This is a genomic window from Paenibacillus sp. D2_2 (assembly GCF_031199965.1).
In the GTDB taxonomy this organism is placed as follows: domain Bacteria; phylum Bacillota; class Bacilli; order Paenibacillales; family Paenibacillaceae; genus Fontibacillus.
In genome coordinates this window covers 1664739-1681378 of record NZ_CP133605.1, presented here as the reverse complement: position 1 = coordinate 1681378, position 16640 = coordinate 1664739, and the positions used below count along the sequence as shown (strand labels likewise).

Annotated in this window: 14 protein-coding genes and 3 pseudogenes; 1 reads left to right on the top strand and 16 read right to left on the bottom strand. The window is 46.0% G+C overall.

Going from position 1 to position 16640, the window contains the following annotated elements:
• Positions 1–67: 67 nt before the first annotated feature.
• The 13 genes and pseudogenes from RE628_RS08355 to RE628_RS08295 all read right to left on the bottom strand — a co-directional run bounded on the left by RE628_RS08355 (position 68) and on the right by RE628_RS08295 (position 12793).
• Positions 68–1156, bottom strand: a complete 1089-nt coding sequence (locus RE628_RS08355; RefSeq protein ID WP_309158325.1) for a GNAT family N-acetyltransferase — start codon at positions 1154–1156, stop codon at positions 68–70.
• A gap of 57 nt (positions 1157–1213) precedes the next feature.
• Positions 1214–1981 (bottom strand): GNAT family N-acetyltransferase, encoded by a 768-nt coding sequence (locus RE628_RS08350; RefSeq protein ID WP_309158324.1) that lies wholly within the window; start codon positions 1979–1981, stop codon positions 1214–1216.
• Complete coding sequence (locus RE628_RS08345) at positions 1978–2604, bottom strand: sugar transferase (RefSeq protein ID WP_309158323.1); 627 nt, start codon at positions 2602–2604, stop codon at positions 1978–1980. The genes RE628_RS08350 and RE628_RS08345 overlap by 4 nt, the downstream gene beginning before the upstream one ends.
• A 21-nt stretch (positions 2605–2625) precedes the next feature.
• Positions 2626–4262, bottom strand: a pseudogene (locus RE628_RS08340) (polysaccharide biosynthesis protein).
• Positions 4263–4593: 331 nt separating this feature from the next.
• Positions 4594–5808 (bottom strand): glycosyltransferase family 4 protein, encoded by a 1215-nt coding sequence (locus tag RE628_RS08335; protein WP_309159407.1) that lies wholly within the window; start codon positions 5806–5808, stop codon positions 4594–4596.
• A gap of 73 nt (positions 5809–5881) precedes the next feature.
• Positions 5882–6496: an O-antigen ligase family protein gene (locus RE628_RS08330; RefSeq protein ID WP_309158322.1), complete on the bottom strand. Its 615-nt coding sequence runs from the start codon at positions 6494–6496 to the stop codon at positions 5882–5884.
• On the bottom strand, positions 6463–7050 hold the full coding sequence (locus RE628_RS08325; protein WP_309158321.1) for a hypothetical protein: 588 nt from the start codon (positions 7048–7050) through the stop codon (positions 6463–6465). The genes RE628_RS08330 and RE628_RS08325 overlap by 34 nt, the downstream gene beginning before the upstream one ends.
• Before the next feature lie 295 nt (positions 7051–7345).
• Entirely contained in the window at positions 7346–8587 is a 1242-nt protein-coding gene (locus RE628_RS08320) for an oligosaccharide flippase family protein (protein WP_309158320.1), read from the bottom strand.
• A 5-nt stretch (positions 8588–8592) separates the two neighbouring features.
• Complete coding sequence (locus RE628_RS08315; RefSeq protein ID WP_309158319.1) at positions 8593–9300, bottom strand: CpsD/CapB family tyrosine-protein kinase; 708 nt, start codon at positions 9298–9300, stop codon at positions 8593–8595.
• Positions 9248–10006 (bottom strand): YveK family protein, encoded by a 759-nt coding sequence (locus RE628_RS08310; protein WP_309158318.1) that lies wholly within the window; start codon positions 10004–10006, stop codon positions 9248–9250. The genes RE628_RS08315 and RE628_RS08310 overlap by 53 nt, the downstream gene beginning before the upstream one ends.
• A gap of 169 nt (positions 10007–10175) precedes the next feature.
• Positions 10176–10831, bottom strand: a pseudogene (gene bshB2, locus RE628_RS08305) (bacillithiol biosynthesis deacetylase BshB2).
• Between the two features lie 99 nt (positions 10832–10930).
• Entirely contained in the window at positions 10931–11275 is a 345-nt protein-coding gene (locus RE628_RS08300) for a YojF family protein (RefSeq protein ID WP_309158317.1), read from the bottom strand.
• Between the two features lie 148 nt (positions 11276–11423).
• A pseudogene (locus RE628_RS08295) lies at positions 11424–12793 on the bottom strand (class I SAM-dependent rRNA methyltransferase).
• A 138-nt stretch (positions 12794–12931) separates the two neighbouring features.
• On the opposite strand from RE628_RS08295, the gene RE628_RS08290 reads away from it, so the two are divergent.
• Positions 12932–13912, top strand: a complete 981-nt coding sequence (locus RE628_RS08290) for a Na/Pi cotransporter family protein (RefSeq protein ID WP_309158316.1) — start codon at positions 12932–12934, stop codon at positions 13910–13912.
• Between the two features lie 15 nt (positions 13913–13927).
• Here the strand turns inward: RE628_RS08290 and RE628_RS08285 are convergent, their stop codons facing one another.
• The 3 genes from RE628_RS08285 to RE628_RS08275 form a co-directional block, all read right to left on the bottom strand.
• A complete protein-coding gene (locus tag RE628_RS08285) occupies positions 13928–14362 on the bottom strand; it encodes an NUDIX hydrolase (RefSeq protein ID WP_309158315.1) in 435 nt (144 codons plus the stop codon).
• Positions 14363–14512: 150 nt separating this feature from the next.
• Positions 14513–15853 (bottom strand): tRNA (N(6)-L-threonylcarbamoyladenosine(37)-C(2))-methylthiotransferase MtaB, encoded by a 1341-nt coding sequence (gene mtaB / locus RE628_RS08280; RefSeq protein WP_309158314.1) that lies wholly within the window; start codon positions 15851–15853, stop codon positions 14513–14515.
• Positions 15854–15855: 2 nt separating this feature from the next.
• Positions 15856–16620: a 16S rRNA (uracil(1498)-N(3))-methyltransferase gene (locus RE628_RS08275; RefSeq protein ID WP_309158313.1), complete on the bottom strand. Its 765-nt coding sequence runs from the start codon at positions 16618–16620 to the stop codon at positions 15856–15858.
• Between the last annotated feature and the right edge of the window lie 20 nt (positions 16621–16640).

Genomic DNA, 16640 nt, shown 5'->3' with positions numbered 1-16640 from the left:
CCCCCTCTCCATCCGGATAACTCTTTCCGGATGGAATACATATCGAGTTATTTTGCAGCTTGATCCATTAGACTCCGCTCCAAAATGGCGGGTTGCCTATATATCGGAAAGTAATTCTCCCGAATCTGTTTCCGTAGATGGACAAAATGCGATCATACATTTCGGGAAAGAAAATCCGCTTACCCAAGTAATAATTTAGGGGTTCGAGCTGGGTTGCGAACCCCTGTTTGAACTGAAACAGATTATCGTTCCCCGTATAACCCCCACCTAGATGAAACTGTTGGAATCCGTTTTCCATCCCCCACATAGCTGCTGCGTGAATGAGCAGCTTGGTTGGAGCCCATTTCAGATATGCCCGATCCCAGCCGCACAGGTGATAATGCATCCATGGATGCTCATGCATCACCAGACATGCAGCCACCGTTTTTTCCCCGTCCATGACCTCAAATAACTCTAGTCGTCCCTTCAGTAAGCGAAATGTCTCATCAATAAAACTCTTTGGGAAATAGTAGAAGTCATCAGCCTGTAAATCTTCAAGCGTTCCATAATATAACTTGCTGAAAGACTCGCTCTTATCCCTCAAATTTGACCTTCGAATCTTGAGAGGAGATGACTTAAAATTACGAATATTTCTTTTATGATTGCTACAATAATGCTTGATCAACTCTATCTCCGAACCAACCGTCAAATCAATATAGGCTGTATTCCGAATCAACTCAGTCGTTAATCCTGCCTGGTATTCTGAGGCGTTGCCTATCAATGGGTGGAATCGGACAAACTCGGTCATGATCCGCTTCTCCCGACAATAGTCTGTGAATACTTCGCCAAATTGTCGGTATAGTTCACTCCGTTCAGCTCCAGGAGGTACATTCGATATCGGTCCCCCATACCCGTATGGGGTGCTGATATCGAACCAGTCTCCTTCTAGCCCTAATCCGACTATAGTAGGAAGGTGATGAATAGAGCGAAGTAAGTATGGATACATAATGAGCTTATCTTCCTGCTTATATAGGAATAGCTCAGCCCGTTGATTCTCCTCATCTTCAAACAGCTGAAAATATTCAGAGGAGAAATAGATATCCTTTTCGTACATCTGACTTAAATAGGCGTTCCATTCCGCAGGGTGCGAGTTATCCAGCACCATGTAACTACTCATACGTCACATCCTGACTCTCTAGTATTTTGATCATGCGTATACTTTCATCGCTCAAGGTTAACCTGGGTCTCTTTCCCGCAAGAAAGCATCCGGAGAAAGTAATAGCAGCTTCCTTTCCGGGTCAAGATCGATTAACACATCAGTCAGGTGGTTGCCTCCATCCCATTCCCCACTTTGTAATTGAATCCGAAAGTATTGTTGACCGAGTCGACCTACTACCGATGCATGTTGCTTTGTTCTAATTCTGAAAGAAGAGAAACCGTATTTTATATGATGCGCTTCTGCCATGGGATAATCATCAATAACATAAGCCAGCTCATCTTTGTCGTCGTTATGAGATAAAGCTTCAGTAACATCTTCTGAGACAGCTTGTGATTGAACCAAATCCCCTTCGTACCAATAAGTCCGCCCCATCTCCGAAAAACCCAGCCGCAGGTACCATGCATGAGCATGTTCATTCCACGAGAACACATCCAGTGCTAGCTTCCCAATGCCTTCCTTTCGTGCCAGCTCCTCGCCGTAAGCCATAAGTTGCCTGCCAATACCATCTTTACGGTAGACGATATCCACATTCAGGTTATTTAGAACCAACATTCCCTCCAATCTTCTCCATTCTGCAAATCCAATAAGAAGATCTCCAGAATAGGCTCCGATCAGAAGTGTTGATGAATGGGCCCCGCATTTGCATGCTGCTTGTAAATACGCTGGATAACCAGTGCAGGCAAATATAGTTTGTTTGAACACCTGTTCCGGCATGTAGCTTCGTAAGAGCTGGCATGCATATTTAATATCGTTCTCATGTAGTGGCCGAAGCTGGAATTTCACGCAGATTCCTCCCTATTATTCAACCTGTAGGCATCCAAGGGAAGGTTATGCTGACCAGGATTAGCTATAACGTCCTCTTGTCGAATCACTTTCAATACTGTCTTGCATAATATTAAAGTATCTAATCGAAAACTTAGATTCTCAACATAAGTGATATCATACGAAAGTCTCTCATTCCACGATATTAGATTGCGTCCAGACACCTGGGCCAGCCCTGTAATACCAGGCCTTACGGTGAATCTTATCCTTTCACGCTCCGAGTAGTATGGACTATAATCCACGAGCAGAGGGCGCGGTCCAATCAAGCTCATCTCGCCCTTTAACACATTCACCAATTGCGGCAGCTCATCCAGACTCAATTTTCGGATTAAGTTACCGAATTGGACATAACGTCGATCATCAGGCAACAGTTGGCCCTGCGCATCGTAAATTTCGGCCATGGTTCGGAACTTGTAGATGGAGAAGGACTTCTCCCCTCGTCCTGGACGCTGTTGCTTGAACATGATAGGACTTCCCAGCTTCATACGAATTAGCAGCGCTACCACTCCCATGACTGGTGCAAGCAAACATAACATGATGGCCGCTCCTACAATATCAAACCCTCTTTTTACATAGCGATACATTAGTCCTCCTCCCTTCAGCGGTCATATTCCCGCATGAACTTCGGCTTGAATTCGTTCGGGCTCATGATTACCCGCCTCTAGTTCTTCCTGATATCCTGAGTAACTCGGAATAAGCTGCTTTAATAGCTTTTTGATCTGATGACTGTTGGGTACATATTCAGATCTCTTACATAAGTTCTCCAGAACGCCAAGAACCAGATTCAGATCTGACCTAGACACACTTGAGGGGCGAGAGATCATAATGCGAGAATTCTTTGTGACGATTAACCCTTCTTCCTCCGTTAGAAGCTCCTCATAGAGCTTCTCTCCCGGACGGATACCAGTAAACACTATGGGAATGTCCTTCTCGGGTTCCAAGCCTGATAAACGGATTAAGTCCTTAGCCAAATCATATATTCGAACCGGATTACCCATATCCAACACGAATACCTCACCGCCTTGTGCCAACACACTCGCCTGAATAACTAGTTGTACAGCCTCCGGGATCGTCATGAAATAACGCACCATATCCATATGTGTGACTGTAACCGGTCCTCCATTCTCAATTTGTCTTTTAAATAATGGAATGACACTCCCCCACTACCCAATACATTGCCAAAGCGTACAGCTGCGAATGCCGTCTTGCTAAGTGTATTCTGATCATGAATGATCATTTCCGCCACTCGCTTTGTAGCCCCCATTACACTGGTCGGGTTAACCGCTTTGTCAGAGGAAATAAGAATGAACCGCTTGACTCCGTATTTGTCACTCGCTTCCGCTAAGTTTCTCGTCCCAATCACATTATTTTTAATCGCCTCCGCCGGATTCATTTCCATGAGTGGAACATGCTTGTGTGCGGCTGCGTGATAGACGATTGTAGGACGGTAATTGTGAAAGACACTTTCAATCCGAGATATATCCTGAATGTCAGCAATGATCGGATGGATCACCTGCTCGGGATATAGCCGCCGTAGCTCTTGTTCAATAAGATAGATACTATTCTCACCATGGCCTAGCAGTAGCATCTCCTTTGGACGATATACAGCCAACTGTCGACACAACTCCGAACCAATTGAGCCCCCTGCCCCCGTAATAAGAACCGTCTCACTTCTTAAATTCTCACGAATCTCCTCGGAATCGTTCTCTACAGGAGCTCTACCAAGTAAATCATTCACGGACACCTCACGGATCATATTGACTGCCATTTTCCCATTCAAAATATCCGTCATACTTGGCATGATCTTAATCTGTGCTTTGGTAGATTTGCAGATCTCGATGATTTCCTGTGTGGCACTGCTTGAAGCAGTTGGGAGTGCAATAATAATAAAAGCAATATCTAACTGCTTGACGGCTTCGGGTATATAGCTACGGTCACCCACAATGGGAAGACCCATAACCTCCCGCTTTTGCTTGGCTGGATCATCATCGATGAAGGCGACTGGGTTCATAAACTTGAATCGAGAGTGCTTAATATCTTTGGTAACAAGGATCCCTGCCTTCCCTGCGCCCACGATTAGAAGGTTACCTTCAGATTCAACGGGTACCTCTGTTGACTCGAATCTATCATTCATGAGACGACTGATCATCCGTATTCCGGCAATGCCTAGAAATACGTATCCCACTGAAGAATATATGGAAATCGGAAGACGGTAGGAATGGACAAATAAATGCGTTGTCATATTAACAACGACTACTCCGGCGAACGTAAGGGCACTCGCTTTAAGAAGCAGCAATATTTCACCCATGCCGGTATATCTCCACAAGCTGTTATATACTTTGAATCCGAAAAAGCAGGCAGCATGGACAACGATATGAATTAATAGTGCATACGGAAGCATCCGCATGTACTGCTGAGGGATTGCAAAATCAAATCGAAGCAGAAATACAAGCCATACCGAAGCGGCTATAATCCCCGCATCCAACATTAACAAACGAACGACCCGCATCTTCATCATCACTTTCCACCCTTATAACTGAATGTTATATCCACAACAAAAATCTGTTTATGAATTATCGTTCTCCCGACACCGCTGTATGCACAGTAGTTGGAAGCACCTGACTCGCTGACCCTTTCAAAGCTTCCGTGTAAATTGTATCCATTTCTTGTAACACCGCAGGTAAACTATAGCTTATGATTCGCTCCTTACCGGCTTTCCCCATCGCTTCTACCAAAGCCGGATCATCCCGCAATAGATATAATGCCTTCGATGTGACGGCAACATCGTCGACCGGAATCAGAATACCTGTTGTACCATCCGCAATCAAATCACGTATTCCGCGAATATTCGTACCGATGACCGGTTTACCTGCGGCCATTGCCTCCATAATCGCGCGGGGCAGTCCCTCACGATAAGACACGAGTGCAACAGCATCACATTTATTCAGTAATTCTGGTATATCTCGTCTATACCCAAGCATATGCACCCGATCTTGAACCCCCAGCCGATCAGCCAGTTCCAGAAGCGCTCGCACAGATGGACCTGTACCGGCTAACGCCAGATGGATATTCCCTGCACGATCCCCCAACTGACTAAGAGCTTCAATCAGCTGCTTCTGGTTCTTGTTCGCGTTCAGCTCGGCAACACACAATACCACGAATATAGACTCTTCACCCTTGCTCTCCGGTAGATTGAACAACTGGTTACGAGTAATATTCTTCTCCGTCGTATTTACAGGATTCTTCTCCCTGCTTCCGTACAATTCCAAATCGATTCCAACACCTGGTACATAGGTAACTTTACTCCGTACGGGGAATTTGAGGGCACGTTGAAAGTCTTCATCATTTATGGTGATCAATATATCCGTAAAGCGTGCCATCAAGCGCTCGATTGGATAATAAAGCAGCCAATTTAAGAGTGGGGCTCCTGTGAAGAAATGGAATCCATGGGCCGTATATAATGTTTTAGGAACGCCTGCCCTACGAGCTGCTATCCTACCAAGGATCGAAGCAACTGGCGTATGTACATGGACCAGCCTGAACCCTTCCGTACGAAAGCTTCTTGTCAAAGCCTGAAGAGCCTTGAAGTTCTGAATCTGTAAGGGGCTGCGTTGAATAGGCACATCGTGGCACACGACCCCCTTCTGTTCCAACCATTTTCTTTCTTCTCCAGGCTGCGCGTAAGCATGCACTTCACATCCTTTCTTCTGCAACAAATTCATGTATGGTAGATGGAAGTCAACAAAATGCCTATATATCGAGGCGACGAAGGCAACTTTTACGGGGATGTTCGCTTCAGGGGATATAATCCTGCTACTCTTTGTCTTGATACTATATCTCTCCTTTCTTTTTAGTGTTTGTTCAAGTAGATCGGTTTTTTTGAACTATCGCTTTATTGTCCGTCAATCGTATACAAGCCGCGTTCATTGCCATCATGAACCACCAGTAGCGCTGAAATAGCGCTTCGATCCCCATCGAAAGTCCAATCATCGCCGTATGAGATAGCAGTAAAGCCAAAATAACTGGTCGGTGAACCGCATCCGCCGCACGGTAAGAGCGGATTCCGACAATAAAGAACCAGACCATGAAGCCGCCATACACTATCAACCCCAGCAATCCGAATTCAGTCATAAACCAAATTGGCGTATTGTGGATGATAATACGAAGCTCGTAGCTGTATGAACCGAGTCCAATCCCGAACAACGGACTTTGTGAGATATAATGGAGCGCATCACCAATAATGTCGAGGCGTGACTGAATCTGCGAAGGACGACTGGACATTGACTCGATAACATCTAAATAAGCAGTACCTTTATACAACAACAATGCTACAAAAGCCGTTATGAATCCCATGACGATCTTGAATAATCTGGAAGGATTCGTCAGTAAGAGCGTAAACAGAACCAGCATCAGACCAATCCATGCCGAACGTGAGAAGGTCATCACGATACCACCGGACAAGGTGAGTGTGGCCAATAGGCTGGACCATCCTCGAAGTACCGGAGCTGTCCCCCGCTCGTCAAGATATGAATGGCAAATGCGGTTACCAATAGCCCACCGTATGCGTTCGGATCAATCAGCATGCCGGACAACCGCCCATCTTGCACCATAAATGGGATATTCACTCCACTAAAGAAAGCGAACAGGGCCACAATATTCAGCCATAGTACACTCAACAAAAAAACTCTTAGCATCAGATATAATCTATCCCAGCTGTCTACTGCCTGAATGAGAATGATGTATGTCAGCAGAAGGAGAAAAAATCCAATATCCTTTTGCAACAAGGCGTATTGAGTAATGAACCCATTGCGCCAGATAGACACGAATGAAGCAAAGACAAAGATAAACAGCATCCCCCAATGCCACGAACTGAACTGCCGTCGGCCGAGCTTAAGGTGCATACCTCCAGCGAACAAACCTAGCATTAAGAAGAGGTCCGACGGTGCGAGTCGGAATGCCCCACCAAAGTCAAATTGAACAGGGAGAAAAAGGATATATCCTAGGACCGCAAACATAAAAAGCTTGCTCATGTTGTAGGGCGTACGAAATGTCCCCCCTCCCGAGTAGTTCCCCTGTTGCTGACAACAACGACATACAAACTCCTACTTTCTTAATAGAGGTTGTTTAAAAAGTCCCCCTTTGATCACGAAGTGTTACTGGTATAGCCTAATCGACATTGAATCTTGAATTCAGCCGGGTCTTCCGGTGCTCACGTACCAATTACGTACGCTCCGCTCCTCAGACCCTAGCTTCATCCAACCTTCTCGGTGCTGAAAGTCTGACTTTTTAAACTCGCACTATAAATACATGTTCAAAATCCGGTTTTCAGCTCTGTGTGACTACTTCCCGTTGTACCTGTTTCCTTGCTTTTCCTATTACACGAATTAAGACGATCACACTACCAATCATCTGAACGAATAATGCCAAAATGACTCCCATCGCGGCACCGAGAACCCCGTAATGGGGAACTAGTAAAAAACAAGCCAACGCATTAGTCATCGCTGTACATACAAACAATGGAATCTGCGCCGTATACTTTCCCGTTGCCGTAATGGCATACCAAAGAAAAGATGATACAAATACGAGTATGGTAGACACTAGCAACCACCGAAACAGTACAATTTCTCGGGCCAGTTCAGGGCTATATAACAAGGTCAGAAGCTGACGACCAAACATCCATCCGATCACACACGCGAACGCACTTATTCCTATGCCTATAAGCACCATTCGACCTATCAAATGTATAAATTCGTGGTGTCTTCCACCAGTATGCCAACGGGCAAGACGTGGAGTGATCGCTTCTCCAAGGGCAGTTACGACAACATTACAAGCAACGATCATGTAGGAGAGCGAAGCGTATACACCCACGTCATACTCCCCTCTGAAGAAAGCAATCGCGTATTGCGGTATATTCGTATTCAGTGACATCAACGCTAGTACGATGCCAAGCGGCGAACTGACGATTAGCAGTTGCTTCAGTTGACTCCTGTTAAAGACGGGTCTAAGGGAAGCCAAAGCTCTTGCTTTGCGAGCATCATACCCGATCGTAATCACGAGCCACCCTACGTTCATGATGAATAAGGCTAGAAGAAGACTATGTGTAGGGATGAATACAAGAATGAAGGTGAGTATGGAAAACAAACCCTTGGCCATTCTTGAGATCGAGATTTGATCTAGCTTTTCCTGCTTCTGAATGATTCCTAGTAATATATCGCTGAGCGATTCAACAATCCTATACAAACTAATGAAGAAAATAACCAGTACGGTATTCCAATTGAAACCACTTAGGGTGATGAAACCTGCTGTGATCGTGAACGCAACCGCAGTCGTCACGATCCGGAGGCCTATAAAATCACCAAAGGAGTATTTCCCTGATGAGTCTACGATTAAGACCGATCGAAGATGTAGATAAGACAGCATGAAGATGGGCGCAGTCACTGCTAACCCAAGTGCATATTGACCGACAATTTCCGGCGAACCAAATTTATTGAGCAACACCACAATCACAAACTGAGCACCTGCGTAAGTGATGTTCCCCAGTAAATAACGAAGAGAAGCAAATGACATGAGACTCAACCTATCCCTGAGGATGAAGCCCACTCGGCAAAATCTTCGCCTCGGATCTTGTGCCGTCTCATTTTCTTATGTTGATTTAGTACTGCTCCAAGTAAATGTGCCCCATTCTGCTCAAGCAGTTGTTTAGCAGATAGTGCATGTTTCTGTAGTACTTTTCCAGACTCCACTACAAGTAGTACACCTTCTGTCATCCTTGCCAAAGACAATGCGTCCGAAAACGGCATTAACACGGAAGAAGAGTCGATGATGATCGTATCCCATCGCCTGCTCAACTCGGCAAATAAATCCTTCATTCCTTCTGAACCGAGTAATTCGGTTGGGTTCGGTGAGACAGGCCCCGACGGCAGTACAGACAAACCCTCCACCTCATTTATGGAATAAATGCAATCATCCAGCCTTGTTTGATCTACTAGAATACTCGTTAATCCCACCCAATTTGGCAGATTGAATGCATGATGTACGCTTGGTGTACGCAAGTCGCCATCCAGTAGTAGCACGGACCTACCGGTTTCCGCCATAACGATGGCCAAGTTCATGGCTACTGTCGACTTTCCTTCCTCAGGAAGGGAACTCGTAACCAGTAAGGATGTGATTTCTCCACCTACTCTGGTATAACGGATATTACTTCGAATAGCGCGGAACAAGTTCGCGTTAGTTGATTTCGGTTGTTCCAGGCAATACAATTTTGGCACTCTCTTCTTCATATCTGCTAGCTCCTTCAACGGATTTGGATTTCGTCTTGGCTCGATGTTTATTTATCTTCAACTTACCGACCGTTCCCAGAAGAGGAAGCTGCAAATCAAGCTGAATGTCTTTAGCACTGTTGACGGATTTGTCTTTCAGTTCCCCTAAAATAGAGATTGCGATACCAATAATAAGGGATAGTCCAAAGGCAACGATTATGTTTAGAACTGGCTTAGGCGAGATCGGCTCGGTAGGCTCTTTGGCCCGGTCAAGAAACAGAACATTCTCCACTCCCATGATCGATTGGATATTCTCGATAAATGCCTCCCCAAATGTGTTCGCGATATCAGTGGCCCGTACAGCATTCGAATCCGTCACAATCACTGTTGTTAACAGTGACTCACTGCTAGTCCGTGTCTTGACATGTTCAAGTAACTTCTCTGGTGTCGTCTTCAGATCTAACCGTCTCACGACCTCTTCCGCGATCCTATTGCTTCGGATAATCTCCCCATAGGTTGTAACCAGCTTTTGCCCTGCCATAATGTCATTGATGGCATTCTGCTGCTTATCCCCTTGAATAAGAATAGAGGCTGTCGCCTCGTATTTCGGCTTCATAACATAGTAGCTAATGAAACTGGCCAGCCCCATCACAGTGATACACAACACAATGATGAACAACAATCTGCGTTTCATTAGTTTCATAATGCTGCCAAGTTCGAATTCCATCACCATATCTCCTTAATTTATGATCTATTGCCATCCACCTAATAAAATCTCGTTTTATTCATATTCTTTTTCTTTCAAAATATGCCGGATAATGTTGATATTTTTTAAGAAGCACAAAAAAAACAGAGGGCTTCCGCCCTCTGTTAATACATTCAATATGAGTAAAAAATTAGTCGAAACGATACGTCCAGAAATGCTCCGTTCCAAATCGCTCAATGAGTTCTTTATCCGCCAACGTTTTGTCACCAAGTAGTTCTGGTGCTTGGAATTGAGAACGATGCGCTTGAATAGAAGCCAACTTAATCTGCAAAAAGTCTTTTATATCAATTGCGACATTTGGTTTTCCAATAGATTGCTCAAGATTTTTGGCGAAAGCCATGCAGTGAACTACAGGTCTCTGCTCCTTGGGTAATCTACTAATTGTTCGGATCACAGCAGCCCCACATGCATCATGATCGGGATGAACGCTATAACCAGGATAGAAGGTAACGACCAGTGAAGGGTCGAGCTCTTTAGGAGAGCATCTATCTCTGCATCCAATCGATCTTGATCCTCAAATTCGATCGTCTTATCGTGAAAGCCTAACATTCTTAAATCCTGTATTCCAATGGCCCGGCAGGACTCTTCTAATTCCTTCTTGCGTATTTTAGGGAGCGTTACCCGATTTGCAAAAGGCGGGTTACCCATATTTCGGCCCATTTCTCCTAATGTCAGACAGGCATAGGTTACTCGCGCTCCATTCTGTATTTCCTTAGCTAGTGTGCCTGATAAACCGAACGCCTCGTCATCAGGGTGCGGTAACACAACAAGAATTTGTCTTTCCATCGAATCTCTCATCTCCTCTATCATTAGAAGTGTGTGTTCAAAAAGGGCGGTGTTCAGCACCGAGAAGGTTGGATAATGCAGGAGCTTTTTGAACAACCTCTAGAAAGGCGACGGGCTTAGCTGTAAAGATACAACTAGTTTCCCCTGACTGTCATGGCCCGCCAAGATCAATCTTTCCGGTTCACTCTCTTCATAGTGAGTTAACCCTTCGGAGTATATCCATCCCTGCTCCATTTTCAAGCCGACTCGATATGGACCACTTCCGGAAATCGACCCATGAGAATATCGAATGATAGCATTTGTTATGAAAGTAGCGGCCGGATGTTTAGAACTATCAAAATGCGCCGCGTATGCTCCCGTTGTCATCTCAAGATGAACATATAGATCTTGGTCTTTAAGCATATCGAGTTTAGTTTGTATTTCTATTTCATTAATTAGCTTCATCTTCATTCCTCCCCGTCTGACACATTAAGAAAAAATCCACCCATATGAGGAGCGGATTATTGAAATACAAGTAATTTCTTATAAATTATATCCTGCGAATTAATGAAATTCAATTGGAAGGCATAGGTGGTTTCCTAAAATAAGACTCTTAAAACGTCTTACTTCGTACCTCGAAAATGGCAAATTTCAAATAGTGTCCTTCATCGACCCGAGAATTTGCGGGTGGTCTTTGCCTGGCCGCACGCCATTCTACGAGACGAAGTATTTTCCCTGCATCTTCCGCAGCCTCTTGGATCGTCTGAAGGAACAAATCCGGACGCATATGGTAGGAGCAACTGGCCGTAACAAGATAACCTCCCTCATTCACCAGCTTCAATCCGTGCAGGTTGATATCTTTATACCCGCGGCAGGCTCCCTTCACCGCAGATTTGGTCTTGGCAAACGCCGGCGGATCCAGAATGACGACGTCCCAGGTCCGACCACCATTCGCAGTCATTGGAACAGACGTATCCACCTTGCCTTCTTTCGCCGCACGGCGGTTCCTTTCATCAATCCCCTTCACCTGTTCACGCAGATAATCAAATGCATCCGCAACTACAAATTCAACGCGATCCGTAAATCCGTTCAATTCCACATTAGTTCTTGCACTTTCAATCGCATGCTCAGAAATATCGAGACAGGTCACTTTTTTAGCACCGTACTTACAAGCATGAAGCGTGAAGCTGCCGGTATGAGAGAAACATTCCAGCACCGTCGCACCATCCCAGTATGGGAACGTTACTACTTTGCCATTAGAGTTCACTGGCATTAACTCGGCCGTTTGTCCAGGCCTAGCTACTTCCTTCAGCTCAATCCCGCTTCTTCTACCCAGCCTGTCATCAACGGTTCAATAGAAGCGCGATTCTCACGCTGATCGAAGAAATAACCTGTTTTTTGCCCTTGTTCAATATCTACCTTAATCTTCAACCCGTTCTCTAGGATCGTGACATATCGCGGTGATTCACCATATAAAGATCCTTTGACCTGCTCAAGACCTTCCATTTCTCGCACGGGCACATCGCTGCGCTCATAGATGGCAGATGGCTGAAGCACTTTCACAAGCGCCTCTACGATCGCCTCACGGCACTTGTCCATACCTAGCGTCAGAAGTTGGACTACAAGTACATCCGCAAAGCGATCCACGATCAGTCCAGGGAGAAAATCTGCCTCACCATATACGAGACGGTAAGCATCTCCTCCCACGAATCTTTCCCGATGATCTAAACATTCTTTAAACCGCTCCGTGAAAAATTCTACATCCATCATCTCAAGCTGACGGTAGGATACTACCCGAACTGTAATTTGTGAAGCCGGATTGTAATAGCCTGTGGCGAGAAACTTACGGCGATGATCAAAAATTTGTACCAGGTTCCCGGGCTCTACTTCACCTTCCACACTATCAATCTCATTATGGTATACCCATGGGTGTGCCTGCTCTAGGCGTTTTTTTCGGGTTTTGTTTAAAATAACGGATGCCAATCTATCCACTCCTAAATTAATTATTATGATTTATATCAACTATACGAGTTGTACTCCTGATTGAGAAATCCCCCGGTATGGATACCCAGACAATGGCATATAAGTAACTTGTACACCATTTCCAAGGGGGACGTAAAGATGTTTCATGATCTCATACTCCCAGTGATTTTGGGACTCGCCCTCTTCCTGTTCGGAATGAAGCTCATGGAAACTGCCCTTCATGCCTGGGCCGGTCCAAGACTGATCAAGCTACTACATACATCAACGAAGACGCCGTTGACCGGACTTATTTCAAGCACCTTCATTACCGCCGTTCTCCAAAGCAGCACAGCCATGACTGTTATGACGATCGGGCTGGTTAATGCCGGACTGCTATCGTATGCCCGAACTCTCGGCATCATCCTTGGCGGCAATATTGGTACTTGTCTTACCACCGAGCTGATCGCACTGGACATTTCCAGCTATGGGCTTCCGCTCTTGACGATATCCTTGCTGCTATGGGCCACTGCGGTAACAGGCGAGGAATATAGTACAGGTAAATACTTCAGTCACAGGCTACATTACCTGCGTCCGCTACAGTATGGATCACTGGCCCTAGCAGGCTTTAGCCTGATCATGATCGCTATCCGCTGGATGCAATCGATCGGCCCGCAGCTTGAAGCTTACGGCATTATCGACCGTCTACTGGTCCATGCCGGAGACAGCCTATTATGGGGAGCCCTCGCAGGAGCTGCGGTAACCGCCCTGATCCATAGCAGCGCAGCCGCGATCGCCATGACGATGGGACTGGTCTCTAGCGGCGCCCTGCCTGTTCCGCTCGGAATTGCCATGGTGATCGGCTCGAATGTGGGAACCTGTGTAACCGCCCTGATTGCTTCCATCGGTGGTACCAAATCAGGCAAGTTCGTGGCCTTGTCCCACGTTATCCTTAACTTGGTTGGAGCTTTATTATTCTTACCCTTTGTATCTCTACTGCAAACAGTAGTCTCCTGGATTACTAATGATGCCGCCGTTCAAATCGCCCATTCACAGACCCTGTTTAATGTAATCAGTTCTCTACTGGCCCTTCCATTCTGTTATTTACCGCTATGGAGTAGGCTGGACCATAGTACTAAATAGCTTAAACCATCATAACTAAACCCCTGTGATACCAAGTAACTTTAATGCCTTTTCCAATATAAAATCATTGTTGTCGTAGCCCTGTTTTTGCTGCTTCTCCCAAGCTTCCAGCGGCTCATACCATGCTACATCACGAATCTCCTCGACCTGAGGACGAAGCTCGCCACCCTTGCTCTCGACCAGATAATAATGAACCTCTTTGTCCACGGGCCCATGTGCGGGGTGGGAATAAGTATATGCGATAATATCGATTAATTGATCGATCTGACCAACAATACCAGTCTCCTCGTGAATCTCACGGAGTGCGGTCTGTTCCACAGTCTCGCCCTTCTCACGTTTGCCTTTGGCGAACGATAACTTGCCGTATCGGTCAGTGATAAGCTGAATCTGCAAATGTCCGCCTTCTCTTCTGTATACGACTCCTCCAGCGGATATCTGTTTATATGGCATCTATGAACCTCCTTCACAGTTCCACAAGACAACGAACAAGTTCTATTATTAAGAACCCGCTCTAAATTCACAACAAGGATTTCTCCCCTTCCAAATTAGAGAGAAATCCTTGTCTTCATTTACTATAAGTGGGCCTAATAAAAATACAGATTAAGCCAAAGCTTGAACTGAATCATCCAGAACACGTACCAGTGTACCTTCGCAGGTGTTGGCATCTGCTTTTGTTAACTTAACCCGGCATATCTTACCGATCATATCCTGTGAACCCGGGAAACGGATTTGCAAATAATTATCGGCGAATCCAGTCAGATGGCCATCCACAGCCAAAGCTTCTATATTCCGTTCAGGAATGACATTAAGAACTTGACCGACAAATTTCTCTGCATAGGCTAACTGCATCGTCTCCGACAATTCGATCAGCTCCTGTACGCGGGCATGCTTGATCTCCTCATCGATTTGATCCTCCATCCGTGCAGCCGGAGTACCTGTCCGGGTGGAATACGGGAATACGTGCATTTCCGAGAAACCGATCCGTTTCAATGTCTCGTAGCCATCACGGAACATTTCCTCTGTCTCTCCAGGAAAACCGACGATCACATCTGTCGTAATCGCTACATCCGGCATAAATTCACGGATTCGCTTAATCTTCTGTTCGAATTCCGCCACTGTATATTTACGGCGCATCCGCTTCAATACATCATCGTTCCCGGCCTGGATCGGAATATGGAAATGGCGGCACATCTTCGAGGAACCCTCTAGCACTTCCAGCATCCGGTCATCAATCTGGCTCGCTTCGATCGAACTGATGCGAATCCGGCCAAGTCCTTCGATCTTATCCAGATCCCACAGCAAATCAGGCAGCTTGTAATCTTCTATATCATCGCCATATCCGCCGGTATGGATCCCGGTTAATACAATCTCATTATATCCAGCAGCAACTAGCTGACGCGCTTGATTGATAACGCTCTGCGGGTCACGACTGCGCGATAGTCCGCGCGCCCAAGGGATAATACAGAAGGTACAGAAATTGTTACAGCCCTCCTGAATCTTCAGAAAAGCCCGGGTATGATCTGCGAAGCTCGGAACATCAAGCTCTTCAAAGTCACGGGTCTTCATAATATTACGAACCGCATTAATCGGTTCCCGCTGCCCTCTGATCTGGTTCACATAAGGAATAATCTTTTCCCGATCCTGATTACCGATCACGAGATCGACGCCAGGAATATCCATAATCTCTGCAGGAGAAGTTTGGGCATAACATCCGGTAACCGCGATGATCGCGTTCGGATTGCGCCGTACGGCACGCCGAATAATCTGCCTACTTTTCTTATCACCCGTATTCGTTACAGTACAGGTATTAATGAGATACACGTCCGCAGTTTGTTCGAAATCAACTTGCTCGTAACCCTCATTTTTGAACATTTGCCAGATCGCTTCTGTATCATAAAAATTCACTTTGCAACCCAAAGTATAAAATGCAACGGATGGCATTCTCAAGCTCCTCCCATTTCTCCAGATTCATACATGATGCAAGTTAGGGCGGCCATCGCCGCCGTCTCCGTCCGCAGTATGCGTCTCCCCAGGCCGATAGATACCGCACCTGCTTCAACAGCCGCCGTCACTTCAGTCTCCGAGAAGCCGCCTTCCGGCCCGACTACAACCGCTATTCTATAAGGTCTCTCCGTATCAAGCCCGGCGACAAAAGGCCGCAAGGCATCGCGTAGCCCTTGACCATTCTCTTGCTCATAGCATAAGCATACCAGGTCAAAATCTGCGACAGCAGCTAGTAATTCCCGCCAGGAGACAGGTGACTCAACAGTCGGGATTTTACTGCGATGGGCCTGTTCTGCGGCCTCCTTCGCGATTTTGCGCCAACGCTGAGTACGCTTTTCTTCCTTTTTCATATCATACTGGACTACCGTGCGCTCCGAAATAAACGGCAGGAAAGCTGCCGCTCCGATCTCGGTGCATTTCTGAATCACGGTCTCCATCTTATCGCCCTTCGGCAAACTCTGTGCAATCGTAACTTGAAGCCAAGGCTCTCCAGCCTGTTCAAGCTGACTAACGATCTCAGCTACAACTTCGCCAGGTTCGATCGAGACGATCTTAACCAGCGCTTCCCGGGTTACACCATCGCTAACGATGAATTCATCCCCAGGCTTGGAGCGCATCACCTTCCCGATATGACGGGCATCGTCGCCAGTAATAACGACCTGCTGTTCTCCGAATTGCTCAGACTCAATGAAATAACGCTGCATTTCTAATCATTCCTCAGCTT